Origin of the sequence: Chromobacterium fluminis, assembly GCF_011602385.1 — a bacterium.
GTDB lineage: Bacteria > Pseudomonadota > Gammaproteobacteria > Burkholderiales > Chromobacteriaceae > Chromobacterium > Chromobacterium fluminis.
Genome location: NZ_JAAOMA010000049.1, coordinates 1 through 16,844, shown reverse-complemented (window position 1 = coordinate 16,844; position 16,844 = coordinate 1). Strand labels below are relative to the sequence as shown.

21 protein-coding genes are annotated in these 16,844 nt (G+C 62.5%); 20 read left to right on the top strand and 1 reads right to left on the bottom strand.

What is annotated here, in order from left to right:
• Positions 1 to 16: 16 nt before the first annotated feature.
• The 19 genes from HA052_RS23075 to HA052_RS22985 all read left to right on the top strand — a co-directional run bounded on the left by HA052_RS23075 (position 17) and on the right by HA052_RS22985 (position 14,222).
• Complete coding sequence (locus HA052_RS23075; RefSeq protein ID WP_166453783.1) at positions 17 to 1,981, top strand: phage terminase large subunit family protein; 1,965 nt, start codon at positions 17 to 19, stop codon at positions 1,979 to 1,981.
• 1 nt (position 1,982) lies between these two features.
• A complete protein-coding gene (locus HA052_RS23070; RefSeq protein ID WP_081556845.1) occupies positions 1,983 to 2,192 on the top strand; it encodes a phage head-tail joining protein in 210 nt (69 codons plus the stop codon).
• Entirely contained in the window at positions 2,192 to 3,655 is a 1,464-nt protein-coding gene (locus HA052_RS23065; RefSeq protein WP_166453782.1) for a phage portal protein, read from the top strand. Before HA052_RS23070 ends, HA052_RS23065 begins: the two co-directional genes overlap by 1 nt.
• Positions 3,652 to 4,818: a head maturation protease, ClpP-related gene (locus HA052_RS23060; protein ID WP_166453781.1), complete on the top strand. Its 1,167-nt coding sequence runs from the start codon at positions 3,652 to 3,654 to the stop codon at positions 4,816 to 4,818. The genes HA052_RS23065 and HA052_RS23060 overlap by 4 nt, the downstream gene beginning before the upstream one ends.
• An 8-nt stretch (positions 4,819 to 4,826) precedes the next feature.
• Complete coding sequence (locus HA052_RS23055; protein WP_166453780.1) at positions 4,827 to 5,171, top strand: head decoration protein; 345 nt, start codon at positions 4,827 to 4,829, stop codon at positions 5,169 to 5,171.
• A gap of 63 nt (positions 5,172 to 5,234) precedes the next feature.
• On the top strand, positions 5,235 to 6,224 hold the full coding sequence (locus HA052_RS23050; RefSeq protein WP_166453779.1) for a major capsid protein: 990 nt from the start codon (positions 5,235 to 5,237) through the stop codon (positions 6,222 to 6,224).
• Positions 6,221 to 6,568: a head-tail joining protein gene (locus tag HA052_RS23045; protein ID WP_166453778.1), complete on the top strand. Its 348-nt coding sequence runs from the start codon at positions 6,221 to 6,223 to the stop codon at positions 6,566 to 6,568. Before HA052_RS23050 ends, HA052_RS23045 begins: the two co-directional genes overlap by 4 nt.
• An 11-nt stretch (positions 6,569 to 6,579) precedes the next feature.
• On the top strand, positions 6,580 to 7,224 hold the full coding sequence (locus HA052_RS23040; protein ID WP_166453777.1) for a phage tail protein: 645 nt from the start codon (positions 6,580 to 6,582) through the stop codon (positions 7,222 to 7,224).
• A complete protein-coding gene (locus tag HA052_RS23035; RefSeq protein WP_166453776.1) occupies positions 7,221 to 7,709 on the top strand; it encodes a hypothetical protein in 489 nt (162 codons plus the stop codon). The genes HA052_RS23040 and HA052_RS23035 overlap by 4 nt, the downstream gene beginning before the upstream one ends.
• Positions 7,706 to 8,347, top strand: coding sequence for a phage baseplate assembly protein V (locus HA052_RS23030; RefSeq protein WP_166453775.1), 642 nt, complete (start codon positions 7,706 to 7,708; stop codon positions 8,345 to 8,347). Before HA052_RS23035 ends, HA052_RS23030 begins: the two co-directional genes overlap by 4 nt.
• 20 nt (positions 8,348 to 8,367) lie before the next feature.
• A complete protein-coding gene (locus tag HA052_RS23025) occupies positions 8,368 to 8,559 on the top strand; it encodes a hypothetical protein (protein ID WP_166453774.1) in 192 nt (63 codons plus the stop codon).
• A 3-nt stretch (positions 8,560 to 8,562) separates the two neighbouring features.
• The gene (locus HA052_RS23020) at positions 8,563 to 8,889 is read left to right on the top strand and encodes a GPW/gp25 family protein (protein ID WP_166453773.1); all 327 of its coding nucleotides are present in this window, start codon (positions 8,563 to 8,565) and stop codon (positions 8,887 to 8,889) included.
• Complete coding sequence (locus HA052_RS23015) at positions 8,886 to 9,776, top strand: baseplate assembly protein (protein WP_166453772.1); 891 nt, start codon at positions 8,886 to 8,888, stop codon at positions 9,774 to 9,776. The genes HA052_RS23020 and HA052_RS23015 overlap by 4 nt, the downstream gene beginning before the upstream one ends.
• 11 nt (positions 9,777 to 9,787) lie before the next feature.
• The gene (locus HA052_RS23010) at positions 9,788 to 10,336 is read left to right on the top strand and encodes a phage tail protein I (RefSeq protein WP_240937528.1); all 549 of its coding nucleotides are present in this window, start codon (positions 9,788 to 9,790) and stop codon (positions 10,334 to 10,336) included.
• Between the two features lie 10 nt (positions 10,337 to 10,346).
• On the top strand, positions 10,347 to 11,552 hold the full coding sequence (locus tag HA052_RS23005; protein ID WP_240937527.1) for a tail fiber protein: 1,206 nt from the start codon (positions 10,347 to 10,349) through the stop codon (positions 11,550 to 11,552).
• An 8-nt stretch (positions 11,553 to 11,560) separates the two neighbouring features.
• Entirely contained in the window at positions 11,561 to 12,130 is a 570-nt protein-coding gene (locus HA052_RS23000; protein ID WP_166453770.1) for a tail fiber assembly protein, read from the top strand.
• 62 nt (positions 12,131 to 12,192) lie between these two features.
• Entirely contained in the window at positions 12,193 to 13,374 is a 1,182-nt protein-coding gene (locus HA052_RS22995; RefSeq protein WP_166453769.1) for a phage tail sheath C-terminal domain-containing protein, read from the top strand.
• Positions 13,375 to 13,389: 15 nt separating this feature from the next.
• Positions 13,390 to 13,893 (top strand): phage major tail tube protein, encoded by a 504-nt coding sequence (locus HA052_RS22990; protein ID WP_166453768.1) that lies wholly within the window; start codon positions 13,390 to 13,392, stop codon positions 13,891 to 13,893.
• A gap of 65 nt (positions 13,894 to 13,958) precedes the next feature.
• Positions 13,959 to 14,222: a phage tail assembly protein gene (locus tag HA052_RS22985; protein ID WP_166453767.1), complete on the top strand. Its 264-nt coding sequence runs from the start codon at positions 13,959 to 13,961 to the stop codon at positions 14,220 to 14,222.
• 120 nt (positions 14,223 to 14,342) lie between these two features.
• Here the strand turns inward: HA052_RS22985 and HA052_RS22980 are convergent, their stop codons facing one another.
• Positions 14,343 to 14,555, bottom strand: coding sequence for a hypothetical protein (locus HA052_RS22980; RefSeq protein ID WP_166453766.1), 213 nt, complete (start codon positions 14,553 to 14,555; stop codon positions 14,343 to 14,345).
• Between the two features lie 16 nt (positions 14,556 to 14,571).
• On the opposite strand from HA052_RS22980, the gene HA052_RS22975 reads away from it, so the two are divergent.
• Positions 14,572 to 16,844: phage tail tape measure protein (locus tag HA052_RS22975; RefSeq protein ID WP_166453765.1), on the top strand; the 2,273-nt coding region annotated here is incomplete at its 3' end.

The following is a 16,844-nucleotide window of genomic DNA, read 5'->3' as shown; positions in this document are numbered from 1 at the left end:
ACTAGGAGTAACCGCCATGTATGCAGACGGACACGCCGCCTACATGGCGGGTTGGCGCGCCGGGATGACGCCAGACCCGGCGCTATGGGTCGATGACTGGTCGGAAGAGTTCCAGCGCATCAGCCCTGAAGCCGGCGCGGCCGAGCCTGGCAAGTACCGCGTAGAGCGGACGCCGTATGCGCGGGAGGTCTTGCGCAAGCTGTCGCCGGAAGATCCGTGCCGCCGCGTGGTGGTGATGGGCGCTTCGCAGATGCTCAAGACGCAAGTGGCGCTCAACTGGATGTGCTCGCTGATCCATATGGCACCGGGCAATATCCTGGCGCTTGAGCCCTCGCTAAGTGTGGCCAAGCGGCTGTCTGATCGGATCGAAAAGAACATTGACTGTGTCCCGGAGCTGCGCGCCAAGGTGCCGCCGGCCCGTTCGCGCGACAGCCGCAACACGATGGACACCAAGCAATTTCCCGGTGGTTCGCTGTTTATCACCACGGCGGGCAGCGCCGCCAACCTGGCGGAAGTCTCCGTACGCTATCTCTATGGCGATGAGGTGGACCGTTGGGATGGCGATGTCGGTGGCGAGGGCGACCCAGTCGAGCTAGCCGAGGCGCGGACGACCACGTTTGGCCGCAACGCTAAGATCTACTATTCCAGCTCGCCCACGGTGGAAGAGGCGAGCCGGATTCACAAGTTGTTCCTAGATGGCGACCAGCGTTACTACAAAGTTGCCTGTCCGCATTGTGCAGAGCGCCAGGTGCTGGAGTTCGAAAACCTGCGGCGCTCGCCGAATGATCCAAATGCGGCTGTCTATGCTTGTGCGCATTGCGGTGCGCTGATCGAAGAACACTACAAGACGGCGATGCTGGCCGGTGGTGTGTGGGTGGCTACCGCTAAAGGCGACGGTGAAACCGTGTCCTACTGCATCAACGCACTCTATAGCCCGTTGGGTTGGCTGAGCTGGGCGAAGTTGCTGAGCCAGCACGATAAGGCGAGCATCAAGCTGAAAGCGGGTGATCCTAGCTCGATGCAAGTTTTCTATAACACCCGCCTCGCCAAGGTCTGGAGCAACGCGCAGGAAATGACTAAGGGTAGCGAGCTGATGGCCCGCGCGGAAGCCTACGCGCTGCGCAGCATTCCCAAGGGCGTGCTGATGCTGACCGCGGCGGCCGACACTCAAAACAACCGCCTGGAGTTGCTGATAAAAGGCTGGGGCTTAGGGCTGGAAAACTGGGTGATAGACCGTCAGGTGATCATGGGCGATCCAGCCGACGACGCCACCTGGGCGGCGCTGGACGAAGCCTTGAAGGCGGAGTTCATTCACCCCAACGGCCAGCGGATGAAGATAGCCGCGGTGGCCGTCGATTCCGGCGGCGGCTACACGCAAGAGGTTTACCAGTTCTGCCGCGTTCGGCGCTGGCGCAATGTCTTTGCGGTCAAGGGCGCGAACAAGCCAAACCGGCCTGTCATTGCCGCAGTGGCGAGCAAGGTCGATGTCAACTGGCGCGGCCAGATCGAAAAAGGTGGCGCCGAAATGTGGAATATTGGTACGGACACCGCCAAGGACTGGATTTACAACCGCTTCAAACTGCTGGACGGCCCTGGCGCCCAGCACTTCAGCAAGGACTTGCCGGATGACTTCTATGAGCAGTTGACGGCGGAACGCAAGCTGGTGCGCTTTGTGAAGGGGCGCAGGGTTGAGGAGTGGGTTAACCCTGGGCGGCGTCGTAACGAAATCCTGGATATGAGCGTTTACAACCTGGCCATGGCCCATTACATGGGGCTGCATAAGTATTCGCCGGCCGATTGGGAAAAGCTGCAAATGCGCTATGCCCAAACCGGACTGTTTGATGAGCCGCCGCCAGGCGCAGAACCGGACCAAGCGTCCAGCAGTACCCCAAGTGCAGACCCCGCCCCGGCGGGGTTTGTCGCATCTAGACCCCAACAGCCGCGCCGACAAGCGCGGTCTGGCTATTTGAAACGGCGTTGATATGGCATTTACCCAAGAGCAATTGCAGGCCATCGAAACGGCCCTGGCGCGCGGGGAACGCGTTGTCCAGTATCAGGACCGGCGCGTGGAGTACCGCAGCGTGGACGAGCTCAGCCGGCTGCGGGAAACCATCATCCGCGATCTGAACAAGCAGGCCGGGCGCACCGGCCCTAATTTTGTCCGCTTCTTCCACGCGGGCAAGGGGGTCTAATGAGCTACCCCGCCTTGGGCGCGCGCGGCTTCCTGCTGCCTACGCGGCTGAAAAACAGCTACGAGGGCGCCGGGCAAGGCCGCCGAGCCAGTAACTGGAAGGCCAGCGGCGCCGGCCCGGCGGCCACTAGCAGCAATGGCTTGCAAACGCTGCGCAACCGCAGCCGGCACGCTATCCGAAATGATCCCTACGCCTTCACCGTGATTGATAAGCAGGTCTCGAATCACATCGGCACCGGCATTGTTCCCAAACCGACGCACAAGGACGAAACCATCCGCAGCGCGCTGCGCGAACTGTGGGGGGATTTCACCGAGGAGAGCGACGCGGACGGCCAGTTGGATTTTTACGGCCAGCAGGCTTTGGCGGGGCATACCTTCTTTGGCGGCGGCGAAGTGTTCGCCCGTTTGCGGGTGCGCCCGTTGAGTGATGGCCTTGCCGTGCCCTTGCAAGTCCAGTTGCTGGAGCCCGAGTTTGTGCCGCATACCAAGAATGGCCGGGCACCGGGCACCAATAACCCCATTCGCCAGGGCATCGAGTTCGAAGGAACGCAGCGGGTAGCGTACTGGATGTACAAGCGCCACCCTGGCGAGGGCTCAACGGACCCCAGTTATAACGAGTTGGTCCGTGTGCCGGCGGATGAAGTGTTGCACCTGCACGAGCCCACGCGCGCCGGCCAGCTGCGCGGCGTTCCGCTGCTGGCCCCGGTGCTGCTGCGGCTCAAGACACTGGACGAGTTTGACGACGCGGTGTTGTTCCGCCAGGAGGTGGCCAATCTGTTTGCCGGCTTCATCCGCAAAACCCCGTCGCAATCGCCCTACCCGACAGAGGGGGGGCGCGCGGCCGATGCGGGTTATTCGCCGCTGGTGGGGTTGGAGCCGGGAACCATGCAGGAACTGGGACCGGATGAGGATGTGTTATTCAGCGACCCGCCGGACGCCGGCAACAACTACGCCGAGTTCATGCGGCAGCAACTGTCAGCGGTGGCTGTTGGCGCCGGGCTGCCGTTTGAACTGCTGTCCGGTGATTTGCGCGGCGTCAGCGACCGCATTATCCGCATCATCCTGAATGAGTTCCGCCGCCGGGTGGAGCAGCGCGTTCATGGGATTTTCGTGCATCAATTCTGCCGGCCGGTATATCAGCGCTTTGTCACCATGGCCTGGTTGTCCGGCGCCATCCCCTTGCCGGACTTCGCCAGCAACCCGCGGCCGTATCTGCGCGCGCGCTGGGTGCCGCAGGGCTGGGCCTACACGCATCCGGTACAGGACGTGCAGTCGGACAAGATGGCGGTGCGGGCCGGTTTTACCTCCCGTTCCGAGATCCAACTGAAGCGCGGCTCAGACCCGGACACGATAGACCGGGAAAACATGGAAGACAACGCTCGTGCCGACCGCATGGGGCTTACATACGACACCGACCCGCGACAGCGGGACGACCAAGGCGAAGTCATCGAGGACAAGATATGAACCGACCTTATCGCATTTACAACATGGCCACGCCGTCAGCGCATCCCGACGGCGACAGCTGGTTCCGCATCAAGAACGCCGCCCCGGCGGAAGGCGCCACGGCCCAGCCGCTGGAGGTCGAGCTTTACGACGGCATCGGCAACTGGGGCATCCGCGCGGCGGACTTCCTGCGCGAACTGCGCGAAGCCGACGACGGCCAGCGCGAAATCCATGTGGGCATCAACAGCCTGGGCGGCGATGTGTTCGACGGCCTGGCCATCCACAACTTCTTCCGCCGTCTCGGCAACCGCCTGACGGTGCGCGTTGACGGCGTGGCCGCCAGCATCGCCAGCGTGATCGCCTGCGGCGCGGCGCGTCTGGTGATGCCGGACAACACCATGCTGATGATTCATAACCCGTGGTTGTGGGCAGGCGGCGAGGCGGAAGACCTGCGCAACATGGCGGACATGCTGGACAAGTCAAAAGCCAACTTGATTGCCTGCTACCGCAACAAAGCGCCGGGCATGGGTGAGCAAGAGCTGTCCGACATGATGGACGAGACTACCTGGCTCAGTGCGCAAGAAGCGCTGGCGCTGGGCCTGGTGGATGAGGTGCTGGGCGGGGTGGCGATGCAAGCCAGCGCCGGCCGGCTGGCCAGCCTGGGGCGTCTGCAAAATGTGCCGGCGCCCTGGTTGGCCAGTGTGTCCGCCAAGAATGCGCCCATCGAGCCCGCCAAGCCGGTGGTTGATCCCGAGCCGGTGGTAGAGCCGACGCCCGCGCCGCAGCCGGCGAGCGACGCGCCCGCGGTGGCGGCGCTGGCCAAGCTGGCCGCACAGCTGTGCAATGCGGCGGGCCTGGACGGCCAGGCGGTTGAAAGCGTGATGACGCATACCGCCCTGGCCAGCGAAAAGGCGGTCAGGGACGGCGTGGCCAATATGGTTGCCGTCCGCGACCTCTGTAAAGTCGCCAAGTTGCCGGAGATGAGCGCCAGCCTGATCGCCAGCGGCATGAGTGCCGATGCCGCCCGCGCCCGTCTGTTTGACAAGCTGGTGGCGAACGCCGGGGAAGAACTGGACAACCGGTTGCCGGAAGAGGCCGGGGTTGCGCCGAAAAAAGGGCCGAATCCCGTTGATGTGTATGCAAACCGCCGCGCGGCCAAACGCCAGCCGGCAAACTCTCGTTGAGGTGATCTATGAGCAAAAGCAAAGTCCAAGCGCTGCGCGCGGGCGAGTTCCTTCTTTCTGTCGGCAATGGCGGCATCAGCATGGAAAAAATCGTGTTGGCAGCGGGCTCGGCATTCCCCGCCGGCCAGGTGCTGGCCTTCAACGCCAAGACCAAGGAGCACGACAAATACGACCCGGCAAATGCCGACCTCAAGAAAGCGGCTGGCATCCTGTACGCGCCGGAGTCCGAGCGCCTGGAGCCGGCGCCGGCCGCCATGGTGGCGAGGCTGTCCGAGGCGGTGGCGTCGCAGCTGACCGGCCTGGACGATGCCGCCGCCGCCGCGCTGGCGGCGCAATTCATCGTCATGCGCTAAGCCGTTCCCCCTTGATACCCCAAAGCCCCGCCAAGTGCGGGGCTTCTTGTTTAGGAGCATTCCATGCCCGCGATTGACATTTTTGAAGACGACGCGTTTTCCCTGGCTTCGCTGACCGCCACCATCAACGACATGCCGGCGCAGCCGTCGCGACTGGGCGACCTCGGCCTGTTCGACGAGGAGGGCGTCACTACCACGACGGTTCAAGTGGAGAAGGACGGCGAAACGCTGGCCTTGATCGCCGCCGGCGAACGCGGTGTGCCGGGGCAAAACGTCGCCGGAGATCGCCGAGTCCTGCTGCCGTTCAATACCATTCACTTGCCGGCGCGTTCCGTGATCAAAGCGGATGAAGTTACCAATCTGCGCGCCTTCGGCAGCGAAACTGAACTGGAGTCGGTGGAGTCGCTGGTGGCTAAGCGCCAGAAGAAACACCGCAAGCAACTGGATGCCACCATTGAATTCCATCGTGTGGGCGCGCTGTGCGGCAAGGTGTTGGATTCGGATGGCCGGCGTGTGCTGCTGGATGTGTACAACGCCTTCGGCATCGAGCAGAGAACTGTGGTGATGGACCTGGCCAAGGACACGCTGCGCGCCAAGTGCCTGGAAGTGTTTGACGCGATGGACGAGGTCATGGGCGCCGAGCCCTATAACGGCGCCCGCGCGATGTGCGGCCGTGTGTACTGGGGCAAGCTGATGGCCAACAAGGCGTTCTCCGACGCCGCGCGCGATGCCGCCTTGGCCGCAGCGTTGCGGGGCGATCCGCGCGAGGCGGTGGAGTTCGGCGGTATTGTCTGGGAGCGCTACCGCGGCAAAGTGGGCGGCGTGGCTTTTGTTGGCGAGGATGAGGCTTACGCCTACCCGGAAAGCTCGGGCGGCCTGTTCATCACCCGCTTCGCGCCGGCCGACCATGTGGACGCGGTGGGCACTATCGGTCTGCCGTACTACACCAGTCAGGAAATCCTGCCCCATGGCAAGGGCGTGGACCTGGAATCCCAGTCCAACCCACTCAACCTCTGCACCAAGCCGGGGGCGGTAATCCGCCTGACGCCGTGAGCGCCTGGGGCGAACTGATCGCCAGCATGGACGACACCGTGTTTGATGTGCTGACCGATAGCGCCTGGCTGGAGGGTAAAAAGCTGGCGGGCATGTTCTATGCCCCCTGGCTAGCCCCGTCGCTGGGCGGCATGAAAACCCACATTCGCGAACCTCACTTCACTGTCCGCGACAATGTGGCGGCAAGGGTGCGGGAAGGCGATGTGCTGACGGTGGGCAAACACGGGGAGTTCGAGGTGCTGGATTTGCAGCCTGACGGTTCCGGCCTGACGGCCATCATCCTGCGCGGCAAGGGCGGCAACAACGCCAAGGCCGCCGCCGGCCTGGCCGGACGTCTGGTGTAAAGGAGGGCGGCATGCTCCGCTTGAAGAACGAAATTGATATCCAGCCGCTTCAGGCGCTTTATCAAGGGCTGAGCGACGCCGCCTTTCAAAACGCCTGGCGCCGCGCCTTGCGCAAAACCGGAAACTGGGTGCGGGTGCATGTGGCCAAACGCTTGAGCACGGCTACCCGCATTCCGCAGAAAGTCATCAAGCAGCGGGTGTATTTCTTCTTGCGCTCCCAAATGCACGGCAAGGTCTGGCTGGGCCTCAATCCAATTGAAGCCGGCCGGCTGGGCAGTGCGCGCCAGACCCGCGCCGGGGTGACGGTGGGGCGGCATCGCTTCCCTGGCGCCTGGGTGATGCGCTACCGCGATCCCGGTGGCGTCTACCGTCGCACCGGGCGCTGGATGACGGTTAAGCGGAAGGTGGTGGTCAACGGACCTAAAGAAAAATTGCTGGCGACGGTTCAAGGCAAGTTGGTCCGAGTTGTGCCCAAGGGCCCGAGGGCTAGGGAGTATTGGGTCACGCAACGGCGTGAGGCATACGAAAAGGTCAAGGTGGAATGGGACGCCGCGGCGGAATCGGTGTTCCGTGAAGTTGCGGAGGAATCCCGGCAACGCTTGCTGGAGATTCTGGAGCAAGAAATCCGCTGGGAAATCAGAAAGGCAACCCAATGATCAAGAGCTTGCAAAGCGCCATCGAACAGCACCTGGCGCAGGCGCTGCCAGGTGTGCGGGTGGGGTTTTACCCGGACATGGAGAGCGACACGTTGCCGCTGCCCATGCTGGCGTTGGAGTTGTCCGAGTTCGAGCCGGGGCGCGATATGGGCGCGGACCAGTTGGCGTTGGTGGCAACCATCCAAGCGCGGTTGGTGCTGGACCCGGCGCTGGCCGGGGCAGAGTTCGACGCGCCCCAGATGGCGGCGCGGGTGGCGCTGGAAGTGTACCGCGCGAAAAACTTCGGCCAGCCGCTAACGCCGGCCCGGCTGCGGCAAGTGGGGCCGGACGGGTTTAAACCGCAGCTGGAAGGCTATCTGGTCTGGTTGATTGAATGGGTGCATGAAATCGACGTGGGCGAGCCCGGCGAGCTGATTTTCCCCTTCGCACCGACAGGCGTTGGCAATGTGTCCGGTCCTGGTGTGGCGGAGGTCGTCGGCCCATGAGCTTTGAACTGTCGGAACTGGACCGCCAGGTTGCCAATGTACTGATGGCTGGCAGTGTGGCCGCGGTGCAGATGTCGCCGCCGCGGGTGCGGGTGGAGTCGGACGGCTGGGTGTCGGACTGGGTGCCGTGGTTTGCGGTGGCCGCTGGCGCCGCTCGGCATTGGCGGCCGCCGAGTCCGGGGGAGCAGGCGGTTTTGCTCAACCCCAGCGGCGACCCGGCGCAAGGGTTCGCGCTGGTGGGCTATTACACCTCGGCCTTTGATGGCGACGGCCGGCCGGATGTCATCGGCTGGCAGATGCCGGACGGCGCGGTGGCGGAGTACGACCACGCCGCCGGCGCGTGGAGAGTGGCGGGTAGCAAGGTGGTGTCGGTCGAAAACGCCGATGTGATCAATATCCGCAGCGGCGGCGCGGTGACTGTTACGGCGCCGTCGATCAAGCTGGATGCGCCCGAGGTCGAGGTAGTGGGCAATCTCAAGATCGGCGGCGGGTTGCAGCAAGGGGCGGGCGGTGGCGGCAATGCCAGCTTCGGCGGCTCCGTTACCGCTGCGGGCGATGTGCGGGCCGGCGACGTCAGCTTGCAGTCGCATGGGCATATGGAGCAGGGCGACGGTGCCCTTACTGGGCCGGCGCAATAGCGAAACTTGGAGGGAATGAAATGGATGCAAAGCCTGTAAAGGGTGGTAAAGCGGGGGGCGAGGTGAAGTTCAGGGACCAAGCTTTTAAAAGCCGTACCTTGATTACGCCGGATGGCGTGGCTGTGGCGGTGGAGGGGTTCGCGGTCACGACCAGCGAGCCAGCCATCATCCAGTATCTGGAGCAACACCCGGAATTTACGCGCGAGGAATAAGCCATGTTGGGCATGTGCCGCCATACCGGCCGGCCGCTGGACGGGCTGGACCACTTGAGGCAGTCGATAGCGGACATCCTGAGTACCCCGATAGGGAGCCGGCGCCGTCGCTTGGAATACGGTAGCAAGCTGCCGCGGATGGTGGACCAGCCCGGACATGCGGGGTGGGTGGCGGCGGTACAGGCCGAGGCCGCGCGTTCGCTGGCGCGCTGGGAGCCGCGTATCAAGCTTAAGCGGGTGCGCTTGGTGTCGGTGATAGATGGACGCTTTGGCTTTGTGGTTGAGTGCGACTACCAAGGCGAGGCCCGGATTCTGGAGGTGAACGCATGATCGATCTGTCCAAGTTGCCGCCGCCAGACCTGCTGGTGGAGGTGGATTTTGAGGATATCTACGCGGCCAAGCTGGAGCGATTCAAGACCCTCTATCCGGAGTACACCGCCGTGTTGGAATCGGACGCGGCGGTGAAGTTGCTGGAGTTGGCCGCCTATGACGAAATGATGAGTATCGCCCGCGCCAATGACGCCGCCCGCGCCAGCATGTTGGCGTATGCGGAAAAGGCGGACTTGGACAACCGCGCGGCGGACTTTGGGGTAAGTCGCTTGCTGATCCATGGAGGCGATGCCGAAGCAACGCCGCCGGTGGAGCCGCTTTGGGAAGATGACGAGCGCTTGCGTTACCGCTGCCAGATGGCATTGGAAGGGATGAGCGTGGCGGGTCCGTCCGGGGCGTATAAATTTCACGCTTTGAGCGCGAGCGGCGAAGTGTTGGATGTGGCTGTGGAGGGGGCGAGCTCCACCGGGCCGGCTCCTCCGCCTCCGGGAACCGTGCGTGTGTGGTTGCTGGATCGCCGTGGGGACGGTGTGGCCGGAGCCGACGTGCTGGCTGTGGTCGCTGCGGCGTTGAACGATGAAAACGTGCGCCCCATTTGCGACACCGTGGAAGTTCTGCCGGCGCGACCGCTGCGGTTTCAGGTGGATGCGACTATTGAATGGCAGGACGGCGGCAAGCAGGCCAGCGGCGGCTTGGAGGCCGCGCGAGAACGCTTGAACGCCATGCTGGCAGAGCGCCGCCGCATCGGTGCCCTGGTGCCGCGCTCTGCTATTGATGCCGCCTTGCATTGTCCTGGGGTGGATCGGGTGGTGATCCATGCGCCGCTTGAAGATGTTCGTTGCCAGATAGGGGAATACCCGCTGTGTGATGGGGGGCAGCTGCGATGATGAGCAAGTTGTTGCCCCCGAATAAAACGCCGCTGGAAGTGGCGTTGGCGGATGCCGGTGAACTGGGCGTGGATGCCGAGGGGTTGCGCATGGTGGCGGACAGTGAGCGTTGTCCGGCCCATCTGCTGCCCTGGTTGGCGTGGGCCTGGAGCGTGGACGATTTTAACGCGGCCAGTAACGAGGAGCGGCAACGGGCTTTGATTCGTTCGTCTCTCCGAGTGCATCAACGCAAGGGAACGGTGGCCGCTGTTCGTCAGGTGTTCCGCGACCTGGGTTTGGGCGAGGTGGATATAGAGGAAGGGCGCAGCGGCTATCGCCGTGATGGCAAACGGCGCCGAGAGGCGTACAACCGGCGCGGGCTGCGCGGAGCGCACTGGGCAGAATACCGCGTCATCTGTTACAGCCTGCTGACCAACCAGCAAGCCAAGATCGCGCGCACGATGCTGGAAGGCATTGCGGCCAGTCGTTGCCGGCTGGTCGCGTTGGACTTCAGCCGCGCGGCGCTGACGCGTAACGGCTACGGCAAGCGCGACGGTGTGTTTTCGCGGGGTCAAGTGTGAAAGGAAGATTATGGGGTATCTGAACGACAAGGAAGAGTGGGCGCGTGTTCCCTATTTTGCGGAAGACGCGGTGCTGACCGGCGGGCCGGACTGCCCGGACAACATGCCGATTCAGGCGTTGACCAACCGTACGGCCCTGCTTAAGAAGCGTCTGGACGACGCGGTATCCGGCGCGCTGGCCGTTGAGAACGCCAACAAGCTGAGCAGCCCGCGCAAAATCGCGATGATCGGTGACGGTAGTTGGTTCGTTCAGTTTGACGGCGCGGGCAACGTCAGTGCGGCGATGACGCTGGCGGATTCCGGCGTGGATGCCGGTACTTATCCGGTTCTCACCGTGGATAAAAAGGGGAGGGCTACCTCTGGCCGGCAGCTGGCAGCAGATGATATTCCGGTGCTGGACTGGTCGAAAATTGGACGGGGCAAGCCGGACACTTTGGTGGGATATGGCATCAAGGATGCTGCGCGGGCAGCAGATGTGATGATGTATCGCGGTACGGTTACTGTTGACCAGTTGGATGGCCTCCTCTCTTTCGGTGTGTGGCAGGTGTCGTATCAGGGGGCAACTCGAACCGTTGTTGTTCATGATGGTGGCGGCAGTGTGGGGGTGGTTCAGACTGAGTACTCATATGATGGATCGGTGCGCTGGCGCAATAGGACGGATGGTTTAGCCTGGTCGCCGTGGCGCGCGTTTTGGCATTCTGACAATTTTGACCCTGCGTCTAAGGCTGATAAGTCTACGACATTGGCGGGTTACGGCATTGTTGATGGTGTCACCAAAGCGGATTTTGCCGCAGGTACCGCATCAGCTGGGGCTGTCGCCTATTTCGCGATGAGCAGCGCGCCAGCGGGTTGGTTGTTCGCTGATGGTTCTGCGGTTTCTCGCACGAGCTATGCCAATTTGTTTGCAGCGATTGGAACTCGTTACGGTGCTGGGAATGGCACTACAACATTCAATCTTCCTGATTTGCGCGGTGAGTTCATTCGAGGATGGGATGGAGGCCGTAATGTCGATAGCGGCAGGGTTTTGGGTTCGGCTCAAGCCGATTCCTTCCAGTCCCACAGTCATGCATTGAATGGTGCCTGGGCGTCTGGTGGTATCGGCATTGCGGGCGATGCCGATGGGCCATTCTATCAGAGCGGCGGGGCAACCTCGGCGGCGGGCGGTAGTGAAACCCGGCCTCGAAACATCGCGCTTTTGGCGTGCATTAAAACGTGAGAATAGATATGAATAAGCAGAAATCGGTTTATGCGTATCACCCTGATACGGGGGAATTTCTAGGCATCACAACGGCAAACCTCTCCCCGCTAGATGTGGAGGAAACATGGCTGATTCCGGCTCATGCCACGGAGCAAGAGCCGCCTCCGGCCGGTGACAAACAAGTGGCGGTTTATCGTGATAATGGCTGGCAGTTGGCGGCTGATTTCCGCACTATCAAGCTGTGGAGTCAAGCCAGCGCGCAGCCGGTGACGGCGAAGATAGGCGATACGCCGGATAGTTTACAGGCGACCGAACTGGAGCCTCCGTCCTTCGCGATCTGGGTAGGGCGTGGCTGGCAAATAGATGCGGTGGCACAGAGAGCCGCGCAAGCGTTGACGGTGGAGGCTGAAACCGCCAGTCGCCGGGCGGTGGCCGATGCCGCAATTGTTCCGCTTGAGGATGCGGTAGAACTTGAAATGGCTACGCCGGCGGAATTGGCTGCCATGAAAAGCTGGAAGCGTTACCGCGTGATGTTGTCCAGAGTCCCCCAGCAACCTGGCTACCCTGCCGCAATAGAGTGGCCGACAGCGCCCTGAATTGCGATTACATAAAACTCTGCCCCGCGTAAGCGGGTTTTTTTACGCCCAAAGGAAATGAAATGGCGAAACCTGATTTGTACCATGGCGTCACTGTGACGTTGGTAGATACTGGCCCCCGGACTATCGCGTTGCCGTCTTCGTCCATTATCGGCCTGGTGGATGAGTTCAAGCCCGGCGCTGGCCTGGCCCAGCCCAATCAGGCCCGCAAGATAACCAACCTGCGCGAGGCTTCCGCCGCTTATGGCGAAGGTAGCCGCATCTTCCAGCAGATGAAAACCATCTTCGCCAAGACTTCGGCGGCCATCGTGGCGGTGGGGGTGGACGAAAAGTCCAGCGAAGGGGAGCGCATCAGCGCGGTGATCGGCGGCGAGGCCGCCAGCGGCGCCCGCACTGGCTTGCAAGCCCTGCTCAATGGCAAGTCCGAGTTCGGCTTGCATCCGCGTCTGATCGTCGCGCCGGGGCATTCGGCCAAGCAGCCGGTGGCCGCTGCCATGGACAGCCTGGCCGGCAAGCTACGCGCTGTCGCCGTCATCGACGGCCCGGACACGACCGACGACGACGCCATCAAGTACGCGAAGAACTTCGGCAGCAAGCGCCTGTATATGGTGGATGCGGGCGGCATCAAGGTTTGGGACAACCTGACCAGCAAGGAAATGCTGTTGCCGGCCTCCGCCGCCACGGCGGGCTTGTTCGCGGCCAAGGACGGCGAGCAGGGCAGCGGCAATGGCGGCTTCTGGTGCAGTCCATCCAATACCGCATTTGCCGACGTCCTCGGAACGGGCCGCGCGGTGGAATACCTGTACGGCGATCCGACTTGCCGCGCTAACCTGCTGAACCGGGAATCCATCTCCACCATCATCCGCGAGGGCGGTTTCCGGCTGTGGGGCAACCGCACCTTGTCGTCTGATCCGAAGTGGTCGTTTGTCACGCGCGTCCGGACATGCGACATGGTGATGGACGCCATCTTGGCGGGCCACCAGTGGGCGGTTGACCGCGGCATTACCAAGACCTACGTCAAAGACGTGTCCGACGGGTTGGCCGCGTTCATGCGCGACTTGAAGGCCATGGGGGCGGTAATCAATTTCGAAGTGTACCCGGACCCGGAATTGAACACGCCCACCCAGTTGGAGGAGGGCAAGGTTTACTGGCGTATTCGTTTTACCGACGTGCCGCCGGCTGAAAACCCCAACTTCCTGGTGGAAGTGACTAATCAGTGGATTGGCGAAGTGCTGACCGCCTAAGGAAAAGGAAAAACGATGGTTCCGGATACGTTGACGAACATGAACTTGCACATTGCCGGCCGCAGTTACGCCGGCAAAGTGTCGCAATTGCAACTGCCCAAGCTCAAGCGCAAGACCGAGTCGCACCGCGGCGGCGGTACGGATGCGGAAGTGGATATGGCGGTGGGCTTGGAGAAGCTGGAGGGCGGTTTTACCCTGACCGGCTTTGACCGTGAGTCCCTGTCCTATTTCGGGTTGGCGGATGGTGGTGGCTTTAATGGCACTTTCCGCGGTGCATTTACCGACCGCCGCGGCAAGGTGGTGGGGGTGGAGGTGGATATCCGCGGCCTGCTGACGGAAGTCGATATGGGGACGTGGGAGCCGGGCAAGAAAAACGAAACCAAGTACAACATCAGTCTGGACTTTTACAAGCTGGCAGCGGATGGCGCGGTGGTGTTCGAGATCGACCCGCTCAACAATATCCGCGTCATCGATGGCAAGGACGAACTGGCCGCCGAGCGCGCCGCGCTGGGTATTTGAGCCGGTACGGTATTAACTCAACGCCCCGCTTTGTGCGGGGTGTTGTCATTTAAAGGGGTACAACGATGATTGAAATCAAGCCGGAAACCATCAAGCTGTCGAAAGCCATTGAACTGAACGGCGTGAAGGTCAACACGCTGACCATGCGAGCGCCGACGGTGGGCGATGAACTGGACGCGCGCCAACTGGCGGGCGGCGATGACGCCAAGTTCGAGTTGCACATCTTGGCCAGCTTGCTGGGCGGTGCGCCGGACGACCTTCGCCAGGTGCTGAAGCGCGACTATGGCAAATTAACGAAAGCCTACCTTCGGCTATCTAGCGAAGAGTGAAACCGTTAAGTGGGGGCTTTCGGAATGGAAGGCGGTACGGCGTGAGCTGGCCAAGCGTTATGGCTGGCCGCCGTCGGTGATCGATGCGCTCAGGGTTGATGAACTGGACGACTGGCTGGATTAATTGCTGGGCCGGAAGATTTTGTAAATCAGGAAGAAAAAGCCGGCGATGGCAACAATGGAAAAGCTGCTGACCAGCACCGCGCCCAGCGCGCCCCATCCGGCATTGGCCAAGCTGAAGCCGTTGTCTCGTACATTGATGTACGCCCCGATGGGCGCGGGGATGAGCACGATAATCCATGCTGCCCAATCAATGATTTTCTTTGCATCCATGATGTAGGAATTCCCGATGAGTAATGATATTGCTGTAGGCATTGTAATCGGCGGCGCAGTTTCTGCAAGCCTCGGCCAGGCGGTGGGGAAGACCAAGCAATCATTCGATGAGTTGCAGAAGTCCGCCGGCAACACCTCGGGGCTTAAGGCGCTGATCGGTGAGACCCAGCGCTTGCAGCGCGAAGTGGCGGCGGCGGATGCCGCCAGCCGCCGGATTGGGCTGGAAGGGGTGCGCAAGCTGCGCGGCGAGGTGGCGGGCCTGGAAGGCGATTGGAAGTCCGCCACCGGCAACGTCTCCGAGTTGGCGCGCAAATTGGCCGAGGCCAAGCGCGAATCCATGGGGCGGGCCGAGGCGGTGCCGGCGCTAGAGGCGGAGCACAGAGCCTTGCAAGAGACGGCGAGGCGCGCCGCCGGTCTGGCCGAGGTCAAGCGGGCCGCCTGGCAGGATGCGCGCGCGGGGGCGAATGTCAGCCAAATGGAAGTGTTGGCGCTCAAGCAGCAAGCCGAGGCGGCGGCCACGGCCAGTAAAGAAGCCAGGGCGGCGGCCGCATCCAAAAAGCAAGACATTGCCACGGCCAAGCAAGCCAGCGCGGCGGAGCAAGGTTTGTCCGCCGAACTGGAGAAGGCCAAGGCCGCGGCGGCGCGCGCCAAGCAGGCGTATGAAGGCAAACGGCAGGAGTTGCAGCAGACTCGAGCGGCGTTGAAGGACACTGCCGGGGCGGTGGGCGATGCCAGCCGCCAGACGCTGCTATTGGGCGACGCGGTCAAGAAGACGACCAGCGCCGCCAGTCCCTTGCGCCAGTCGCTGGACGCCAATATCCGTAAGTTGAAGGATATGGGTGTCCATGTTGGCGATCTGGATCGCGCCATGCGAAAGCTGCAACAGACCGAAAAGGCGATGCAGTGGAAGACAGCCGGGCGCGAGAACCTGCAAAGCGGGGTGCGGCTGGGTATGACGGCCGGCGCCGGGGTGGTGGGCGCTACCGCGATCCCGACCAAAATCAGCGGCGACTTTCAGGCGGAGATTCGCGATATTGCGATCAAGGCCGGCATCGCCGGCAAGGCCGACGAAGGCAAGATGGCCGACGCCATCATGGCTTTGGCTGTTGGGGATAGCCGGAGCCAGGGCGCGCGCATGGACCCGGCCCAGCTGGCGCAGGCCATTAACGGCCTGGTGACGCAGGGCATGGACTCCGGTGAAGCCCTGGGCCATGGCAAGCTGCTGGCGGAGTTGATCCGAGGGCAGAAAATGGACCCAACCGACGCTGCCAAGCTGATCTATGCGTTTGGCCAGAATGGCGTCAAGCCGGAGCAGATGCGCAAGTCCATGGGTGAGGTGGCCGTAGCCGGCGATATCGGCGCATTCGAGTCCGACAAGATGGCCAAGTTTATGCCGGAATTGCTGGCGACAACGGGAGCGTTAGGGTTCGATGGCCCGGCGGCGGTGCGCTATATCGCCGCCAGCTTGCAAGCCCAAGTCAAGCTGACCGGAGACCCGGACAGCGCCGCCAACAACTTCAAAAACCTGCTGGCCAAGATTACCGCGCCGGATACGGACAAGAAGTTCTCCGATGCCGGCATTGACTTGCAAGGCTCGATGAAGGCGTACATCAAGAAGGGCTACAACCCAATAGACGCGTTCATCACCCTGACTGAGCGCATGCAGTCGGACAAAGACCCTGGCAAGCGCAAGAAGATGGAGCAGGTCAAAGCCAAGATTCGTGACAGCAAGAACAAGGCCGAAGAAAACGAGGCGCTGGACGCGTACATGAAAATGGCCGGCCTAGCCGACATCATGACGGACCAGCAAGCGCGCATGGGCGCGCTGGCGCAGATCAAATATGGCGGCCAGATCAAAGAAGACCTGGGCAAGATTCAGTCCACCGACGGCGGTAAAAAGCTGGCCGACGATAAGAAGTCCCGCGATGAATTGAGCAATTCCAAGTGGGAGGCGGTGGCGGCGGATTTTAACGCGGCCATGGTTCAAGTCGGTAATGCGGTGCGTCCGGCAACGGATGCCGCAGCCAGTTTTGCCTCCACCGTGCTGCAACTGGGCGGCGCGCTGGCTAAAGAGCATCCGCAGCTGGCCGCGCTGGGCGGGGTGGCCGCTGGCGCGGTGGGGCTGGTGGCTGCCAAGCGCATTGTGGGCGGTGCGGCGAAGTGGATCGGCGGCGCCGCCCTGGGCGGGTTGGCTGGCCGGCTGCCAGGACTCGAGGGCGGCAAGGCTGGCGCGGGTGGCGTCGGCGGCAAGTTGGGCGAGATGCTGGGTGCCGCCGCAGGGGTTCAGCA

Coding starts and splice junctions, on each gene's coding strand:
- HA052_RS23075 (WP_166453783.1), top strand. CDS start 17: ATGTATGCAGACGGACACGCCGCCTACATGGCGGGTTGGCGCGCCGGG.
- HA052_RS23070 (WP_081556845.1), top strand. CDS start 1,983: ATGGCATTTACCCAAGAGCAATTGCAGGCCATCGAAACGGCCCTGGCG.
- HA052_RS23065 (WP_166453782.1), top strand. CDS start 2,192: ATGAGCTACCCCGCCTTGGGCGCGCGCGGCTTCCTGCTGCCTACGCGG.
- HA052_RS23060 (WP_166453781.1), top strand. CDS start 3,652: ATGAACCGACCTTATCGCATTTACAACATGGCCACGCCGTCAGCGCAT.
- HA052_RS23055 (WP_166453780.1), top strand. CDS start 4,827: ATGAGCAAAAGCAAAGTCCAAGCGCTGCGCGCGGGCGAGTTCCTTCTT.
- HA052_RS23050 (WP_166453779.1), top strand. CDS start 5,235: ATGCCCGCGATTGACATTTTTGAAGACGACGCGTTTTCCCTGGCTTCG.
- HA052_RS23040 (WP_166453777.1), top strand. CDS start 6,580: ATGCTCCGCTTGAAGAACGAAATTGATATCCAGCCGCTTCAGGCGCTT.
- HA052_RS23035 (WP_166453776.1), top strand. CDS start 7,221: ATGATCAAGAGCTTGCAAAGCGCCATCGAACAGCACCTGGCGCAGGCG.
- HA052_RS23030 (WP_166453775.1), top strand. CDS start 7,706: ATGAGCTTTGAACTGTCGGAACTGGACCGCCAGGTTGCCAATGTACTG.
- HA052_RS23025 (WP_166453774.1), top strand. CDS start 8,368: ATGGATGCAAAGCCTGTAAAGGGTGGTAAAGCGGGGGGCGAGGTGAAG.
- HA052_RS23020 (WP_166453773.1), top strand. CDS start 8,563: ATGTTGGGCATGTGCCGCCATACCGGCCGGCCGCTGGACGGGCTGGAC.
- HA052_RS23015 (WP_166453772.1), top strand. CDS start 8,886: ATGATCGATCTGTCCAAGTTGCCGCCGCCAGACCTGCTGGTGGAGGTG.
- HA052_RS23005 (WP_240937527.1), top strand. CDS start 10,347: ATGGGGTATCTGAACGACAAGGAAGAGTGGGCGCGTGTTCCCTATTTT.
- HA052_RS23000 (WP_166453770.1), top strand. CDS start 11,561: ATGAATAAGCAGAAATCGGTTTATGCGTATCACCCTGATACGGGGGAA.
- HA052_RS22995 (WP_166453769.1), top strand. CDS start 12,193: ATGGCGAAACCTGATTTGTACCATGGCGTCACTGTGACGTTGGTAGAT.
- HA052_RS22990 (WP_166453768.1), top strand. CDS start 13,390: ATGGTTCCGGATACGTTGACGAACATGAACTTGCACATTGCCGGCCGC.
- HA052_RS22985 (WP_166453767.1), top strand. CDS start 13,959: ATGATTGAAATCAAGCCGGAAACCATCAAGCTGTCGAAAGCCATTGAA.
- HA052_RS22980 (WP_166453766.1), bottom strand. CDS start 14,555: ATGGATGCAAAGAAAATCATTGATTGGGCAGCATGGATTATCGTGCTC.